Source organism: Streptomyces sp. Wb2n-11 (genome assembly GCF_001049855.1).
Lineage (GTDB): Bacteria > Actinomycetota > Actinomycetes > Streptomycetales > Streptomycetaceae > Streptomyces > Streptomyces altiplanensis.
Genome location: NZ_CVPB01000001.1, coordinates 2,864,678 through 2,880,296 on the forward strand (window position 1 = coordinate 2,864,678; position 15,619 = coordinate 2,880,296).

The window sequence follows — 15,619 nt, forward strand, 5'->3', positions numbered from 1 at the left end:
CGTCACCTGTGCGATTGACGCTCCCGGACACTTGCCCGATCGCTTGTTCCTTCAACCGCTTCACACACTCAACGACGGTCACTCGAAAGAGTTACGGGCCGGACGGGCGACATCGGCACTCTACGTAAGGGCGCGGTTGCGCAGGGGCGCATCAGGGGTTGCCATGTCTTCTGAGTAAAGCTATGCCCCATTTAGCGGCTTTTCTTCCGTTTTGCTGGTGTCTGTGGCTAGATTCGCAATGAGTCATATTTACATCTGCTTACACCAGTGGATGCCGCCTCAAGTCCAGAGCACTCTCGATGCATCGATGCAAGGGGACAAGCAATGGCAGATTTCTCCCGCCTTCCCGGACCCAACGCCGATCTGTGGGACTGGCAGCTGCTCGCAGCGTGCCGTGGGGTGGACAGCTCTCTCTTCTTCCACCCGGAGGGGGAGCGGGGCGCGGCACGGAGTGCGCGTGAGAACTCGGCTAAGGAGGTCTGCATGAGGTGCCCGGTGCGCGCGGAGTGCGCGGCGCACGCTCTTGCGGTGCGTGAGCCCTACGGCGTGTGGGGCGGACTGACCGAGGACGAGCGCGAAGAGCTGATGGGCCGCGCGCGCAACCGCCTCATCTCGGCTTCGGCGGGGCCCACTGCCACGCCGACCTCGTGAAGGAACGTTTCTGCTCCTCCCCCCTGCTCCCGCTCCTGACCCGCCCTCACCCCGCGCCACGCCGTCCCACGCCGTCCCGCGCCGTCCCCGCTCAGCGAGCCGCAGCCAGCGCCAGCTGATCGAGCGTGGCCGCCACCGCCGGCACCTGGGCCAGGTCCGGGAGCGTGAGGGCCACGATCTCGCGCCGCACCGGAGGCTCCACCGCCACGGTGCGCGCGCCCTTCGGACGTACCGACTCCATCGCCAGCTCGGGCAGGACCGCGACCCCCAGGCCGGCCCCCACGAGGCCGATCACGGCCGGGTAGTCGTCGGTCGCGAAATCGATCCGGGGCGCGAAGCCCGCGCTCTCGCACACCTCGACCAACTGCCTGCGGCAGCGCGGGCAGCCCGCGATCCAGGGTTCGTCGGCCAGCTCGCCGATGCCGACCCGGCCGGCCTCCGCGAGCCGGTGCCCCTCGGGGACCAGACCGACGAGACGGTCGGTGAGCAGCGGGCGTACGACCAGGTCGCCCCAGTCCTCGGTGGCGCCGCCGGGACCGTAACGGAACGCCAGCGCCACGTCGCAGTCCCCCTCCCGCAGCATTTCGACCGAGCGCGGGGGCTCCGCGTCGACCAGGGAGACGCGGGTGCCGGGGTGGGCGGCGCGCAGGGCGGCCAGCGCGGTGGGCACCAGGGTGGAGCTGCCGCTGGGGAACGACACCAGGCGTACGCGTCCGGCACGCAGGCCCGCGATGGCGGCGACCTCCTCCTCGGCGGCGGTCAGTCCGGCGAGGATGCCGGCGGCGTGCCGGACCAGGGCTTCCCCCGCCTGGGTGAGTCGCATCTCGCGGCCGGTACGGATGAGGAGCGGGGTGCCCGCGGACTGTTCGAGGGCCTTCATCTGCTGGCTGACGGCAGGCTGTGTGCAGCCGAGTTCGCGCGCGGCGGCGGAGAACGAGCCGGTGGCGGCGACGGCGCGCAGGACACGGAGATGACGGGCTTCGATCACCCTTGAAGCATAAGTGACTCTTGGAGCGATCGCGGAATAATGACAAGCAGCTTTGAGCTCTGGCCGGTCTCTGCGGTCGGGAAGCCTGCCGGGCGGGCGGGGCGTGCGGGGCACTAACGTGCCGCGTATGACGACTGCACTGATTACAGGGGCCACAGCAGGCATCGGCGCCGCCTTCGCGCGGCGCCTCGCCACGGACGGGCACAACCTGGTGCTGGTGGCGCGCGACACCGAGCGGCTCCAGGAGCAGGCGACAGAGCTGCACGATCTGCACGGCATCGAGGCGGAGGTGCTGACCGCCGACCTGTCGACGGAGGCCGGGATCGCGTCGGTCGAGAAGCGGCTGTCGGACCGCAGACACCCGGTGGACCTGCTGGTCAACAACGCCGGGTTCGGCAACAAGGGGCGCTTCCTCGAAGTGTCCATGGCCGACGAGCTGACCATGCTGAAGGTGCACTGCGAGGCGGTCCTGCGGCTGACGGCGGCGGCCACCGCGGGGATGAAGGAGCGCGGGCGCGGCGGTGTCGTCAACGTCGCGTCGGTCGCGGCCTTCGTGCCGCGCGGGACGTACGGCGCCTCCAAGGCGTGGGTCGTGCAGTTCACGCAGGGCGTGGCGCGGGACCTGGCGGGCAGCGGGGTGCGGCTGATGGCGCTGTGCCCGGGGTTCGTGCGTACGGAATTCCACGAGCGGGCCGGGATGGGGACGGACAACATCCCCAGCTGGATGTGGCTCGACGCGGACAAGCTGGTGGCGGCCGCGATGAGCGATCTGGCGCGCGGGAAGACGGTGTCGGTGCCGGATCCCCGGTACAAGGCACTGATGGGCGCGGTGAAGCTGGCGCCGCGCGGCCTGCTCGGAGGGATCACTTCGAAGACGGGCCGGAAGTACGGGCCCCGATAGCAGGGGTCCCGGTAGTGCTGGCCTCGGTGGTACGGGGCTCGGTAATGCAGGGGGAGCTGGAGAGTTGATCCGTTCTCCCGGGTCACCCGGATGGCGCGACCGGTGGTCCGGACGTCGGCGGGGGTGGCGACGGGGGCCGGGGCGGGCTCGGCGGTGCCCGCGGCGGGACCTCCGGCGTAGCGGCGAGGTGTCCGTGCGGGGCGTGGCCGCCCGCGCCCCGGAAGGCGGCGGGCAGGAACGTACGGGCGGATCCCTCGAGGCCGTCGGAGCGAGGGCCGGACCAACCGGGCCGGGCGCGGGGCAGGTTGATCAGAGCGCGGCGGGGGACGCGTGGGGGCGTACGGCCGGCGGGACCCGGTCCGCCGTCGCCTCCCGGTCGTCACGGCTCCAGTGGGTGTACGGGCTCTTCGGCTGGTTCCCGAGCGGCATGATGCTCCCTCGGAGAGCTGGGGGCGGACGAACGGTCGGACGGGTGGCCGGGTGGACGGCCGGGTGGGCTGCGGCGTCGCCGGAATCCAGAACCCGGGTTGATTGGACGTCAATGGATTACGACTGAATGATCGAAACTCATATCGTTCGATCATTCTGGCCTGCGCCACAACTGCGAGGGGACTGCCGCCGTGCGCGAGAGTGCTGCTGAACGTCACGACCGACTGCTGGACCTGGTGCGGGAACGGGGTTCGGCCCGCGTGTCGGATCTCGCCGACCGGCTGGGAGTCTCCCCCGTCACCGCGCGCCGGGACGTGGAGGAGCTGGCCGGGCGCGGCCTGCTCGACCGGGTGCACGGGTCGGTGTCGTGGCCGCAGGAGCAGAGCGGCGGCGGCACCGGCGCCGCCGGCGGCGGGCTGGTGCTCGGCATGCTGGCGCCCTCGGCGACGTACTACTTCGCCGAGGTCATCCGGGGCGCGCACGAGGCCGCGGCGCGGGCCGGCGCCCGGCTGATCCTGCGGATCTCCGACTACCGGCCGGAGGAGGACCACGCGCGCACCGAGGGCCTGCTGGCGGCGGGCGCCGAGGGTCTGCTGGTCGCGCCGGGATGGCGGCGGCCGGGCGACCCGGCGGCGTACGGCGACTGGATCGCCTCGCTGCCCGTGCCCGCCGTGCTGCTGGAGCGCCTGCCGGCGGCGGGTTCTCCGCTGGACGGGACCGACCGGGTCTGCTCGGACCACCGGCACGGGGTGCTGCTGGCGGTGCGCCACCTGAGGGAGCTGGGGCACGGGGCGCCGCTGCTGATGGCCCGCGACGACTCGCCGACGGCTCTCGCGGTGCGCGCCGGGTACGCGGACGCGCTGGGCGTGCTGGGGCTGCGCCCACCGCGGGACGTGATCGATTCCGTACCGGCGGAGGTGTGTCCGGACCGGTTCGAGGCGGCGGTACGGGCCCTGCGGGAGGCGGTGGCTTCGGGGGCGGCGACGGCCGCGCTGATCCACAACGACGTGGACGCGATCCAGGTGGTGCAGCGGCTGGCCGAACTGGGCGTGCGGGTGCCGCAGGACCTGGCGCTGATCGCGTACGACGACGAGGTGGCGGCACTGGCGGACACCCCGCTGACGGCGGTGGCGCCGCCCAAGCGCGAGGTGGGGCGGCAGGCGGCCGGACTGCTGGTGGAGCGGTTGGGGCGGGGGCGGCCGGGACGGGGGCGGGACGCGGGCGGGGAGGAGCCGCGGCGGCATCTGACGCTGCTTCCGCAGTTGCGCGTACGGGCGTCCTGCGGAGCCTCATCGATCTGATCTTTTTTCGATCATTCAATCTTTCGCTCTTGACTTCGGTCGGCGCTGGTCCAAGGATCACGGCCAACGCCCGTCCCGCCGCCTGTTCAGGAGCCCTTCCGTGAGCCGCAGTCGGAACAGAACGACCCACGTCATAGTCGGCGCCGCCACCGCCCTCGCCGTCCTCACGGCCTGCGGCGGCAGCGGTGCGGACAAGGAGTCCGCCACCCCCGGCAGTGACGGCAAGCCCGTCCCGATCACTTTCTGGGGCTGGGCCAAGGGCTCGAAGGAGGTGGTCGACGCTTTCAACGCCTCGCACGAGAACATCCGGGTGAAGTACGAGGAGATCCCCTCGGGCAACGCCGGCGGCTACGCCGAGATCTCCAACGCCGTGAAGGCGGGCAACGCCCCCGACCTGGTCTCCGTCGAGTACCCGATGCTCCCGGAGTTCGTCAGCCAGGGATCGGTCCAGGACATCAGCGGCCACCTCTCCGACGACGTGAAGAAGAAGTTCCTGCCGCAGGCGGTCGAGCTGACCACCCTCGGCGGCAGGAACTGGGCCGTTCCCCTCGACGCCTCGCCGCAGGCCTTCTACTACCGCAAGGACCTGTTCGAGCAGTACGGCGTCGAACTCCCCAGGACCTGGGACGAGTTCCGTGAGGCCGCCGAGAAGGTCAGGAAGGCCGACAAGAAGGCGCGCATAGGCACCTTCTTCCCCGACGACCCGACCACCTTCCAGGCGATGGCCTGGCAGGCCGGCGCCCAGTGGTTCAAGGCCGAGGACGACACCTGGAAGGTCGACACGACCGACGCCGCGACCAAGAAGGTATCGGCGTACTGGCAGGGGCTGCTCGACGACGACCTGGTCCGCAGCAACGCCTCCTTCAGCCCGGAGTGGACCAACTCCCTCAAGAGCGGCTCCACCATCGGCTACCTCGGCGCCTCCTGGGGCGCGGGCGTCCTGACGGGCATCCTGCCCGAGCAGAGCGGCAAGTGGGCCGTCGCCCCGATGCCGTCCTGGGACGGCGAGCCCGCCAGCGGCATGCTGGGCGGCTCACCTTCGCGGTGACCAAGGACAGCCGGAAGACGGAGGCCGCCGTCGAGTTCGCGCAGTGGACGACGACCACCGAGGACGGCATCGAGGCCCGGATCGCCTCCGGTACGTCGAGCGCCTTCCCCGCCGCCGCCGGACTGCGCCCGGCCGCCAAGGCCGCCTTCGACCCGAAGTTCTACGGCGGCCAGGACACCTACCAGGTCTTCGAGGACGCCGGCGCCTCCATCTCCCCCGACTGGGCGTGGGGCCCCAGTACCGGCACCACCAACACCGTCATCAAGGACGGGTTCGGCAAGGTCGCCGGCGGTGGTGCGACGATCGCCGACGCGGTCGAGGCCGGGCACGACGCGACCGTCTCCGAGCTGAAAAGGCGCGGCCTGAAGGTAGAGGGCTGAGACGACCGTGAAGGCCCGCACCCGGACCAACGCCGCCGCCGGCATGCTGCTGGCCCCCTTCTTCGTGCTCTTCACCCTGGTGATGGTGGTGCCGACCGGGTACGCGGTCTGGCTGAGCCTGTTCACCGAGAAGCAGTCGGGGCTGGGCTTCGGCGGATCGGAGACCGTCTTCAGCGGCCTCGGCAACTACGCGGCCGCGCTGGGTGATCCGGCCTTCCGCGAGGGCTTCGCCGTACTCCTCGGATACTGCGTCTTCCACATCCCGCTGATGACCGGCGGAGCCCTCGCGCTCGCCCTGCTCCTCGACTCGACGCTGGCCCGCGCCCGCCGCTTCTTCCAGCTCGCGCTCTTCCTGCCGCACCCCGTCCCCGGCATCATCGCCGCGCTGATCTGGGTCTACCTCTATACGCCCAGCTCAGCCCGGTCGTCGACGCGATGGAGGCCGGCGGCATCGGTTTCGACTTCTTCGCACCCGAAGGCGCCCTCCCCTCCGTCATCAACATCGCGCTGTGGGAATGGCTCGGCTACAACATGGTGATCTTCTACGCCGCCCTCCAGGCCGTGGACCGTTCCGTACTGGAAGCGGCCACGGTGGACGGGGCCGGCTCCTGGCGCATCGCGTTCAGCGTCAAGGTCCCGCTGATCCGCGCCTCGGTCGTGATGGTCGCGCTGTTCACGGTCATCGGCTCGCTCCAGCTGTTCACCGAGCCGCTGATCATCGACAAGGGCACCGGATCGTCCGTCACCTCCACCTGGACGCCGAACATGTACGCGTACACCGCGGCCTTCGACCGGGGCGACTACGGACTCGCGGCCGCCGCCTCCGTCCTCCTCGCGCTCACCGCCGCGCTGCTCTCCTTCGCGGTCACCCGCTTCACCGGCCGGAAGGGGAAGAAGGCATGAGCTCTCCGGACAGAACCGCGAGCACCACCACCAGCCGCTGGCTGTCGAAGTCCGCCGTCAACGGCGCGCTCGTCCTCGCCACGGTCTACATGCTTCTCCCCCTCGTCTGGCTGGTCACCGCAGCCACCAAGGACACCGGCGGACTGCTCGCCGGAAACGCCTTCTCCTTCGAGGACTTCAGCCTCGGCGCGAACCTCTCCGCCCTGGCCTCGTACGGCGACGGCGTCTACTTCCGCTGGTACCTCAACAGCCTGCTGTACGCGGGCGGGGGCGCCCTCGCCAGCTCGCTGATCAGCGTCGCCGCGGGCTACGCCTTCGACAAGTACCGGTTCAGGGGCAAGGAGAAGCTGTTCGGCACCGTCCTGCTGGGCGTGCTGGTCCCTACGACCGCACTCGCCCTGCCCATGTACCTGCTCGCCAGCGAGGTGGGCATCGTCAACACCTACTGGGCCGTGCTCGTCCCCGTACTGGTCCACCCCTTCGGCGTCTACCTCGCCCGGGTCTTCAGCGCCGGCTACATCCCGGACGAGGCCCTCGAAGCCGCCCGTATCGACGGAGCGGGTGAGCTGCGCACCTTCTGGTCCATCGGCATGCGCATGATCATGCCGGGGTTCGTGACCGTCTTCCTCTTCCAGTTCACCGCCATCTGGAACAATTTCTTCCTCCCCCTGGTGATGCTCTCGGACCGGAAGCTCTTCCCGCTGAGCCTCGGCCTGTACGCGTGGAACAGCAACGCCCACGGTGAGCCGGAGTTCTACCCCCTCGTCGTCACCGGCTCCCTCCTCGCCGTCATCCCCCTGATCGTCGCCTTCGTCTCCCTTCAGCGGCACTGGAAGGCCGGGCTCACCGCCGGAAGCGTCAAGTGACTCAAGAGGAGCCCGAGTTCCCCCATGCACCACGCCACTGACAGTCAGCCGTCCCTGCTCCTCGCCATGGGCCCCGGCATCGCGGAACGCCTGTTCACCGACCGCCACCGCGTCCGGCTGGCCGGGCTGGCGCACACCGACCCGCACCTGGTCGCGCACGACCTCACCACCCCGGCGCCGCACGTCGCGGCGGCCCTCGCCGAGGCCGAGGTCCTGTTCACCTGCTGGGGCGCCACGCCGCTCACCGCCGAAGTCCTCGACGCCGCCCCGAACCTGCGCGCCGTCATCCACGCGGCGGGCTCCGTCAAGCACCACGTCACCCGGGCCTGCTGGGACCGCTCCATCGCCGTGACCTCCGCGGCGGCGGCCAACGCCCTGCCCGTGGCCGAGTACACGCTCGCCGCGATCCTCTTCACCGGCAAACGCGTCCTGCACTCCGCCGCCCGCTACCGCGTCCTGCGCGCCGACCACGACTGGGGCGCGGATCTCCACGGCGCCGGGAACCACCGCCGCACCGTGGGCATCATCGGCGCCTCGCGCATCGGCCGCCGCGTCATCGAACTGCTGCGCCCCTTCGATCTGGCCGTCCTGCTGTACGACCCGTACGTCACCCCGCGGGAAGCCGCCGCGCTCGGCGTCGAGCCGGTCTCCCTGGACGACCTGTGCGCACGGAGTTCCGTGGTCTCGGTCCACGCCCCGCAGCTCCCGGCGACCCACCACATGATCAGCACCCGCCAGCTGGCCGCGATGCCCGCCGGCGCGACCCTGATCAACACCGCCCGGGGCTCCCTCGTCGACGAGAGCGCGTTGCTCCCGGAGCTCGTCTCCGGCCGCCTGCACGCCGTACTCGACGTGACGGACCCGGAACTGCCACCGCCGGACTCGCCGTTGTACGACCTCCCGAACGTCCTGCTGACCCCCCACATCGCGGGCTCTCTGGGCGGCGAACTCCACCGCATGGCGGACCAGGCGCTGGACGAGCTGGAGCGTTACGCCGCCGGCCGGCCCTTCGCCGACCCGGTGCACCCGGCGTCCCTGGGACACTCCGCCTGATGCGGCGCAAACAGCGCATCTCACTAAAATGGATGTGTCTCATACCTCACTAGCAGGCTCGGGAGACGTCGTGAAATTCGTACAGTTGATCGACTACACAACCGATCGCTCAGATGACATGAACCGGCTGCTGGACAGGTGGGCCGAGCAGACCAAGGGCAAGCGCACCGCCACGCACAACATCGTCGGCAACGACCGGTCCGAGAAGAACCACTACGTCGAGATCGTCGAATTCCCGTCGTACGAAGAGGCGATGAAGAACTCCCAGCTACCGGAGACCGACCGCACCTTCCAGGAGATGGTCGCGCTCTGTGACGGGATGCCCTCGTTCACCGACCTCGATGTGGTCCGCGACGAACAGCTGAACAAGGACCTCTGCAACCGCTTCTTCACCGAGATCGCCGTCGAAGGCAACCTCGACGCCATCGACGAGGTGTTCGCGGCCGACTACCGGGACCACGACATCATCAAGGAAGAGGAGAGCACGGTAGGGGCCGACGTCATCCGCAGCGACCTGACCGGCTGGCGCAACGGCTTCGACTTCAGCTTCACCATCGACAAGCAGGTGGCCGAGGGCGACGAGGTGGTCATGCTGTGGACCTGGACCGGCACCCACAAGGGTGAGTTCATGGGCATCGCCCCCACGGGCAAGAAGTGCACCATCACCGGCACCACGGTCTTCAGCTGCCGCGACGGGAAGATCCAGGAAGGCTGGTGGCACATGGACGCCCTTGGCCTGATGCGACAGCTGGGCGCCGTCCACTGAGCGAAGGGCCCCCGGAACGACAAGGCCCCTGTTCCCACCGCCGAGCGGTGGGAACAGGGGCCTTCACGCGTCGTACGACGTCACGCCGTATGACGTCAGTGGCTGTGGCCGTGGCCGCCGTGGCCGTGGCCGGCGTCCGCCTCTTCCTCGGCCGGCTTCTCGACGACCAGGGTCTCGGTCGTGAGCAGCAGCGACGCGATGGACGCGGCGTTCTCCAGCGCGGAGCGGGTGACCTTGACCGGGTCGATGACACCGGCCTTGACCAAGTCGCCGTACTCGCCGGTCGCGGCGTTGAAGCCGTGGCCCTTGTCGAGCTCGCTCACCTTGGCGGTGATGACGTAGCCCTCCAGGCCGGCGTTCTCGGCGATCCAGCGCAGCGGCTCGACGACGGCGCGGCGGACGACCGCGACACCCGTGGCCTCGTCGCCGGTCTTGCCCAGGCCGCCCTCCAGCACCTTGGCGGCGTGCACCAGAGCGGAGCCACCACCGGAGACGATGCCCTCCTCGACCGCGGCGCGGGTCGCGGAGATGGCGTCCTCCAGACGGTGCTTCTTCTCCTTCAGCTCCACCTCGGTGGCGGCGCCGACCTTGATCACGCACACGCCGCCGGCCAGCTTCGCGAGGCGCTCCTGGAGCTTCTCGCGGTCCCAGTCGGAGTCGGTGGACTCGATCTCGGCCTTGATCTGGTTGACGCGGCCGACGACCTCGTCGGCGTTGCCGCCGCCGTCGACGATCGTCGTGTCGTCCTTGGTGACGGTCACGCGGCGGGCGGTGCCCAGCACGTCCAGACCGGCCTGGTCGAGCTTGAGGCCGACCTCTTCGGCGATGACGGTCGCACCGGTGAGGGTGGCGATGTCGCCGAGCATGGCCTTGCGGCGGTCACCGAAGCCGGGGGCCTTCACCGCGACGGCGTTGAAGGTGCCGCGGATCTTGTTGACGACCAGGGTCGACAGGGCCTCGCCCTCGACGTCCTCGGCGATGATCAGCAGCGGCTTGGAGGCGCCGGCCTGGATGACCTTCTCCAGCAGCGGCAGCAGGTCCTGGATCGAGCCGATCTTGCCCTGGTGGATCAGGATGTACGGGTCGTCGAGGACGGCCTCCATACGCTCCTGGTCGGTCACCATGTACGGCGAGAGGTAGCCCTTGTCGAAGGCCATGCCTTCGGTGAAGTCGAGCTCCAGGCCGAAGGTGTTGGACTCCTCGACGGTGATGACACCGTCCTTGCCGACCTTGTCCATCGCCTCGGCGATGAGCTCGCCGACCTGCGAGTCCTGGGCGGAGAGCCCGGCCACGGCGGCGATGTCGGACTTGTCGTCGATCGGGCGGGCCGTCGCGAGGAGGTCGTCGGAGACCGCCTTGACCGCGGCGTCGATGCCCTTCTTCAGGGCGGCCGGGGAAGCGCCGGCGGCGACGTTGCGCAGGCCTTCGCGGACCAGCGCCTGGGCCAGCACGGTGGCGGTGGTGGTGCCATCACCCGCGATGTCGTTGGTCTTGGTCGCCACCTCCTTCACGAGCTGGGCGCCCAGGTTCTCGTACGGGTCGTCGAGCTCGACCTCACGCGCGATCGTGACACCGTCGTTGGTGATGGTGGGGGCGCCGAACTTCTTGTCGATGACGACGTTGCGGCCCTTGGGGCCGATCGTCACCTTGACCGTGTCGGCAAGCTTGTTGACGCCGCGCTCGAGGGCGCGACGGGCGTCCTCGTCGAACTTCAGAATCTTCGCCATGGAGCTTCTCTGTCCTCTCAAACGAAATGCGCCCCGGGCCGCCCGGCAATCGCTGGGGGCCAGGGGCGCAGATCAAAAGCAATCTTGGGGCGAGTTACTTCTCGATGATCGCGAGCACGTCGCGAGCCGAGAGGACGAGGTACTCCTCGCCGCTGTACTTCACCTCGGTGCCGCCGTACTTGCTGTACAGCACGACATCGCCGACGGATACGTCGAGCGGCAGGCGCTCGCCGTTCTCGAAGCGGCCCGGGCCCACGGCCAGGACGACGCCCTCCTGGGGCTTCTCCTTGGCGGTGTCCGGAATGACCAGGCCAGAGGCGGTGGTCTGCTCGGCGTCGAGCGGCTGGACCACAATGCGGTCCTCGAGCGGCTTGATGGCAACCTTGGAGCTGGTGGTCGTCACGGTCCGGTCTCCCCCTTCGGAGATCTCACGGGGTTAACTGATGTGGGGTGGCGACCAGGTGGATCCGTCGTCGCGGGTGCCGGACCTGCCCGTCGCTACTATTGGCACTCGCCGGTGGAGAGTGCCAACGCCGAGACTATGACGCGGTTAGCACTCGGTCAAGCGGAGTGCCAATTCAGCGCCGCCGCGCGCGTCCCCGCCCCGGTGCCCGGCCGCGTCGGAGGCAGTCCTCGGAAGCAGCTCCCGGAGGCAGTCCCCGAAGCACTCCTCAGAGGTAGTCCTCCAGCCGCGCCACCGCGAACCCCTGTTCCTGGATGCGGCGCAGCACCCGCACCGTCGTCTCCGTGAGCGCCGGCCCCTTGAGCTCGCCGGGGCCCCGGGGGTTCGCGAGCACGATGTCGCCCGGCCGCAGCCGGCCGCCCCGCGCGTACCGCAGGTCGCCGCCTCGCACCGAAGCCCCCCACAGCACCACCGCGTCGGCCCCGCAGTCGCCCGCCGCCCGCAGCGTCTGGTTGTTGTACGCGCCGTGGGGCGGCCTGAAGAACCTCGGCCCGGTGCCGAAGCGGGCCTCCAGGCGGTCCCGCTGGCCGCAGATCTGGGCGCGCTGTCCGGCGTACGGAAGACCGGGCAGGTAGACGTGGCCGACCCCGTGGTTCTGCACCGTGCCGGGGCCGCCGCCCGCCCGCCTCAGCCGGTCGAAGCGGCCGTGTCCGGGCGAGGTCGCGCTGTCCGTCAGGAACACGCTGACCGGCAGGTCCAGTTCGTCGACCAGCCGCACGAACGCGGAGTCCTCGGCGACGCCGTCGCCGAAGGTGAGGAAGACGACCTTGTCGCGGGTCGGTACGCGGTCCACGACGAAGGGCCGGTCCGGTTTACGGACCGGGGGCGCCGGCGCCGGACGGAGCGGCTCCCGCAGCCCCCACCACGCGTACGCCCCGGGCCGCGGCGCCGGCCCTCCGTGCGGCTGCCCGCCGTGCTGCTGCCCGCCGTGCGCCCGGAGGGCCTCGGCCCCCGCGGCCCCCGTCTCCCGCGCCTCCCGCACCTTCGGAGCGACGCTGCGCACCGCCTTCCCGCCGAGCCGCTCGACCGGTTCCACGGACTGTGCGCATCCGGTGAGCGCGAGCGCACCGGCCGCCAGCAGCCCGGCCGGCAGCCGGTGCGCACGTCTCACAGGTAGTCCTCCAGCCTGGCCACGGCGTACCCCTTGGCGGTGACCGTCTTCATGACCCGCCGGATCATGTCCGGCATGGTTCCCTTCCAGTCCTCCCTGCCGCGGAAGTGCGTGAGGATGATGTCGCCGGGATGCAGGTCCCGGTCCCACTCCCGCCACTCCATCCGGTCGGGGAACGCCTCGGCGGCCCACAGCGGCACGGCCTTCACGCCGCAGGCGCGGGCGGCGCGCAGGGTGTCGGCGTTGTAGTTGCCGTACGGCGGCCTGAAGAGCCGGGGCCGCTTGCCGAACCGCTTCTCGATGACGGCCTGCATGCCGCAGATCTCGCGCTTCTGCCGGGCGTAGGTGAGGCCGGGCATGTAGGGGTGGTTGAGGGTGTGGTTGTGCAGGGCGACGCCGCGCGCCTGCATGCGCTCGAAGTAGCCGTAATTCTCGCGCACCAGGTAGTCGCTGAGGAAAGCGCTGTAGGGGATGCCCAGCTCGGTCATCATCCGCAGCAGTTCCGGGTCCTTCTCCGCGCCGTCGTCCATCGTCAGGAAGACGACCCGCTCGTCGACCGGGACGGTGGTGAACACGGGCGGCAGCCCGCGCCCGGCTTCGAACCCCTTGCGCGTGGTGATCCTCGGCTTCACGGCGGGTGGCGGGGGCGCGACGAGCGGGGTCTGCGCGAGCCCCCACTTCTTGGCGGCTGCGACACGCATGGTCTGGGCGTGCCGCAGCCGCTCGGCGTACACGGCGAGGGAGCCCGCGGGGCCCGCGCGGTGCGCCTGCTGCTGGCCGGGGGCCGGCGCGGCGGGCTCGGTGGGCTCGGTGGAGGGCGTGGCGCAGCCGGCGGCGACGAGGGAGGCGGCCAGCAGCACACCGAGCCCCGCCGCGTACCCCTTTCCGGCCCTCTTTACCTTTTGTCGCACTAGTCGCATGGCGCCGCATACTGCCAGCGCGCGTCCCCCGATCCCGGCCGACACCCGCGCGAAGAGCCCGCCGTCCCCCGGGCGGCCGACGCCCCGCGCGCCGGGGGCGTTCAGCCGTACATCGCGGCCACCCCCAGCGCGGCGAGCGTGAACCCGTCGCGCACCTCCCCGCACCGGACCCCGTCGGCCAGTTCCTCCCGCGACCACCAGCGGGCGGCCGCCACCTCGCCGTCACCACTACCACCGCCGTCCAGTACGGCGTCGGCGGGGACGGTCACCTCCACCACCGCCACTTCGCTCTCCAGCAGGCCGGAGTCGACGTCCACCGAGGCCAGCACCCTGGCCGCGCCGCCCCGCAGACCGGTCTCCTCCGCGAGCTCGCGCAGCGCGTCGGCGGCCGGCTCGGTCTCCCCGAAGCCCCGGGGCAGCTCCCACATCCACCGTCCGACGGCGGGCCGCCACTGGCGGACCATCAGGGTGCAGCCGTCGCGCCGGGCCAGCACCACCACCCCGGTACGGCCCGCGCCGACCCGCACCCGGTGCAGTTCCATCGTCCGTCCGGCGGGCAGCCGGTACGTGTCGAGGAAGACCTCGCACCACCGGCCGTCCGGGTCGCCGTACACCCTGCGCGAGCCGGCGCGCTCCGGCTCACTGTCCACCGTCACCGTCCCTGGCCACCGTCACCGTCCGTCCGGCTCCGCCGTCACCGTCGTCGGCAACTCCACCACATCGCACCGCCCCCGGTACGCGTCGAGCGAGCGCCTCCCCACCGCTCTCCCCCCGGCCAGCACCACCGCCACCACCACGGGAACCATGGTCCCCGCCATGCCCGAGACGGCGTCGCCCAGCAGCCCCTCGCCCGCCACCAGGCTCGCCGCCGCGCCCAGACCGCCCGCCGCGGTCAGCTCCCCGGTCCGGCCGCCCACGGTCCGTACAGCCTGCTGGATCCGCGTCACCGGAACACCGCCTGCGGCCGGGCCACCGCTTCCCGGGTCTTTCGTACGGCCGCCGAGCAGATCTCCTGTCTCCTGCAACGCGGCCGGATCACGCGTCTCCCACCAGCGGCCGAGCGCGTCGGCCGCGTCGTCGGCGAACCGCTGCCAGTCCTCCCCGGGCATCAGGCCCAGCCGCCGCTCGAAGCCCGTCGGAAACGTCACCAGCGGCATCTCCCCGGTGAGCGCCGCCGCTTCCCGCCTGCGCACCCCGCGCCGGGCGCGGCCAGCGCCAGCATGCAGCGCTCGCCCGCCGCGATGGCCCGGTAGTAGGTCTCGTCGAAGGACTCCCGCAGCAGTTCGGCGTCGTCGTGTTCGGCCCGGTCCGCGGCCCTGGACAACGGTTCGATCCGGTCGTACAGCAGGCTGCGGTTGGGCATCCCGCCCACGTCGAGCGCCCCGCCGGTCCACGCCTCCAGCACCCCCCGGCCCGCATCGCTGCGCAGTTCCCGGGGCGCGGGCGGCGGCTGCACGGCGTACGCGGTGGCGTAGTCCGCCGGGGCCAGGTCACGCACCTCCAGCAGCCCGCGCCCGGCGGCTTCCAGCCAGTCGCGCCAGCGGGCGACGAGGCGCAGCCGCAGCGCGGGGTCCAGCTCGCCGGTCGCGCGCAGCAGCCGGTCCACGGCGTCCACCGGCCCGTCGGCGCCGGGAACCGCGACGCCGCCGCCCGCCTCCGCCAGCCGGTGCTGGAGCCGGCGGCACCGCTCGCCGCTCAGCGGGAGCGAGGACAGCAGGAAGCCGCGCGAGAGCATGGCGAGCAGCTGGGCGCCCAGGTCCGCGTCCCGGGAATTGACCCGCACGGGCAGCATCGCGCCGCCGCCGACCGCCCGTAACGCCAGCTCGTCCAGGAGCTCGGCCGGGCGCAGCACCGCGAACGCGGCGCCGTCCAGCAGCTGGGTGTAGGTCAGGAAGACCACGCCGCCCTGGATCACCTCCCAGCGCAGCCGCCCCAGCAACTCCACCCGGCTCTCCGCCGTGGCCCGCTCCTGCGGCACCCCGTCCGTGCCGTACGCACCGAGCAGCGCGCGCTGGCGCACGCTGTCCCACCCCGAGCTGAGTACCGCGTCCACGGATCCCCCGATCTCCGCCTGCCCCACGACACCTCGACAGTACGTCCCGCCACCGACAG

At 71.1% G+C, this 15,619-nt stretch carries 14 protein-coding genes and 2 pseudogenes; 8 read left to right on the top strand and 8 right to left on the bottom strand.

The window, feature by feature from the left end; all coding sequences use genetic code 11:
- Positions 1 to 324: 324 nt before the first annotated feature.
- A complete protein-coding gene (locus BN1555_RS12710; protein ID WP_093799505.1) occupies positions 325 to 651 on the top strand; it encodes a WhiB family transcriptional regulator in 327 nt (108 codons plus the stop codon).
- A 91-nt stretch (positions 652 to 742) separates the two neighbouring features.
- Here the strand turns inward: BN1555_RS12710 and BN1555_RS12715 are convergent, their stop codons facing one another.
- Complete coding sequence (locus BN1555_RS12715) at positions 743 to 1,639, bottom strand: LysR family transcriptional regulator (protein ID WP_093799506.1); 897 nt, start codon at positions 1,637 to 1,639, stop codon at positions 743 to 745.
- 127 nt (positions 1,640 to 1,766) lie between these two features.
- Here BN1555_RS12715 and BN1555_RS12720 point away from each other — a divergent pair, with 127 nt between their 5' ends.
- The 7 genes and pseudogenes from BN1555_RS12720 (at position 1,767) to BN1555_RS12750 (ending at position 9,286) form a co-directional block, all read left to right on the top strand.
- Positions 1,767 to 2,540 carry an SDR family NAD(P)-dependent oxidoreductase gene (locus BN1555_RS12720; RefSeq protein WP_093799507.1) on the top strand — a complete coding sequence of 258 codons (774 nt, stop codon included), beginning with the start codon at positions 1,767 to 1,769 and terminating at the stop codon, positions 2,538 to 2,540.
- Between the two features lie 620 nt (positions 2,541 to 3,160).
- The gene (locus BN1555_RS12725; protein ID WP_093799508.1) at positions 3,161 to 4,270 is read left to right on the top strand and encodes a substrate-binding domain-containing protein; all 1,110 of its coding nucleotides are present in this window, start codon (positions 3,161 to 3,163) and stop codon (positions 4,268 to 4,270) included.
- Between the two features lie 100 nt (positions 4,271 to 4,370).
- Positions 4,371 to 5,698, top strand: a pseudogene (locus BN1555_RS12730) (ABC transporter substrate-binding protein).
- A gap of 7 nt (positions 5,699 to 5,705) precedes the next feature.
- Positions 5,706 to 6,601: pseudogene (locus BN1555_RS12735) on the top strand (carbohydrate ABC transporter permease).
- On the top strand, positions 6,598 to 7,467 hold the full coding sequence (locus BN1555_RS12740) for a carbohydrate ABC transporter permease (RefSeq protein WP_093799509.1): 870 nt from the start codon (positions 6,598 to 6,600) through the stop codon (positions 7,465 to 7,467). Before BN1555_RS12735 ends, BN1555_RS12740 begins: the two are co-directional and overlap by 4 nt.
- A gap of 24 nt (positions 7,468 to 7,491) precedes the next feature.
- Positions 7,492 to 8,520, top strand: coding sequence for a hydroxyacid dehydrogenase (locus BN1555_RS12745; protein WP_093799510.1), 1,029 nt, complete (start codon positions 7,492 to 7,494; stop codon positions 8,518 to 8,520).
- 70 nt (positions 8,521 to 8,590) lie between these two features.
- Positions 8,591 to 9,286, top strand: coding sequence for an ester cyclase (locus tag BN1555_RS12750; RefSeq protein ID WP_093799511.1), 696 nt, complete (start codon positions 8,591 to 8,593; stop codon positions 9,284 to 9,286).
- 95 nt (positions 9,287 to 9,381) lie between these two features.
- On the opposite strand, the gene groL is transcribed toward BN1555_RS12750, so the two are convergent.
- The 7 genes from groL to BN1555_RS12785 form a co-directional block, all read right to left on the bottom strand.
- Positions 9,382 to 11,013 (bottom strand): chaperonin GroEL, encoded by a 1,632-nt coding sequence (gene groL / locus BN1555_RS12755; protein ID WP_093799512.1) that lies wholly within the window; start codon positions 11,011 to 11,013, stop codon positions 9,382 to 9,384.
- A gap of 94 nt (positions 11,014 to 11,107) precedes the next feature.
- Positions 11,108 to 11,416: a co-chaperone GroES gene (gene groES, locus BN1555_RS12760; RefSeq protein WP_028812332.1), complete on the bottom strand. Its 309-nt coding sequence runs from the start codon at positions 11,414 to 11,416 to the stop codon at positions 11,108 to 11,110.
- Positions 11,417 to 11,684: 268 nt separating this feature from the next.
- Positions 11,685 to 12,587, bottom strand: coding sequence for a polysaccharide deacetylase family protein (locus BN1555_RS12765; RefSeq protein ID WP_093799513.1), 903 nt, complete (start codon positions 12,585 to 12,587; stop codon positions 11,685 to 11,687).
- Complete coding sequence (locus tag BN1555_RS12770; RefSeq protein WP_093799514.1) at positions 12,584 to 13,507, bottom strand: polysaccharide deacetylase family protein; 924 nt, start codon at positions 13,505 to 13,507, stop codon at positions 12,584 to 12,586. Before BN1555_RS12770 ends, BN1555_RS12765 begins: the two co-directional genes overlap by 4 nt.
- A 101-nt stretch (positions 13,508 to 13,608) precedes the next feature.
- On the bottom strand, positions 13,609 to 14,157 hold the full coding sequence (locus tag BN1555_RS12775) for an NUDIX hydrolase (RefSeq protein ID WP_141662843.1): 549 nt from the start codon (positions 14,155 to 14,157) through the stop codon (positions 13,609 to 13,611).
- A gap of 21 nt (positions 14,158 to 14,178) precedes the next feature.
- Positions 14,179 to 14,655: a hypothetical protein gene (locus BN1555_RS12780; protein WP_141662844.1), complete on the bottom strand. Its 477-nt coding sequence runs from the start codon at positions 14,653 to 14,655 to the stop codon at positions 14,179 to 14,181.
- Positions 14,652 to 15,587, bottom strand: a complete 936-nt coding sequence (locus tag BN1555_RS12785; protein WP_093799517.1) for a hypothetical protein — start codon at positions 15,585 to 15,587, stop codon at positions 14,652 to 14,654. Before BN1555_RS12785 ends, BN1555_RS12780 begins: the two co-directional genes overlap by 4 nt.
- Between the last annotated feature and the right edge of the window lie 32 nt (positions 15,588 to 15,619).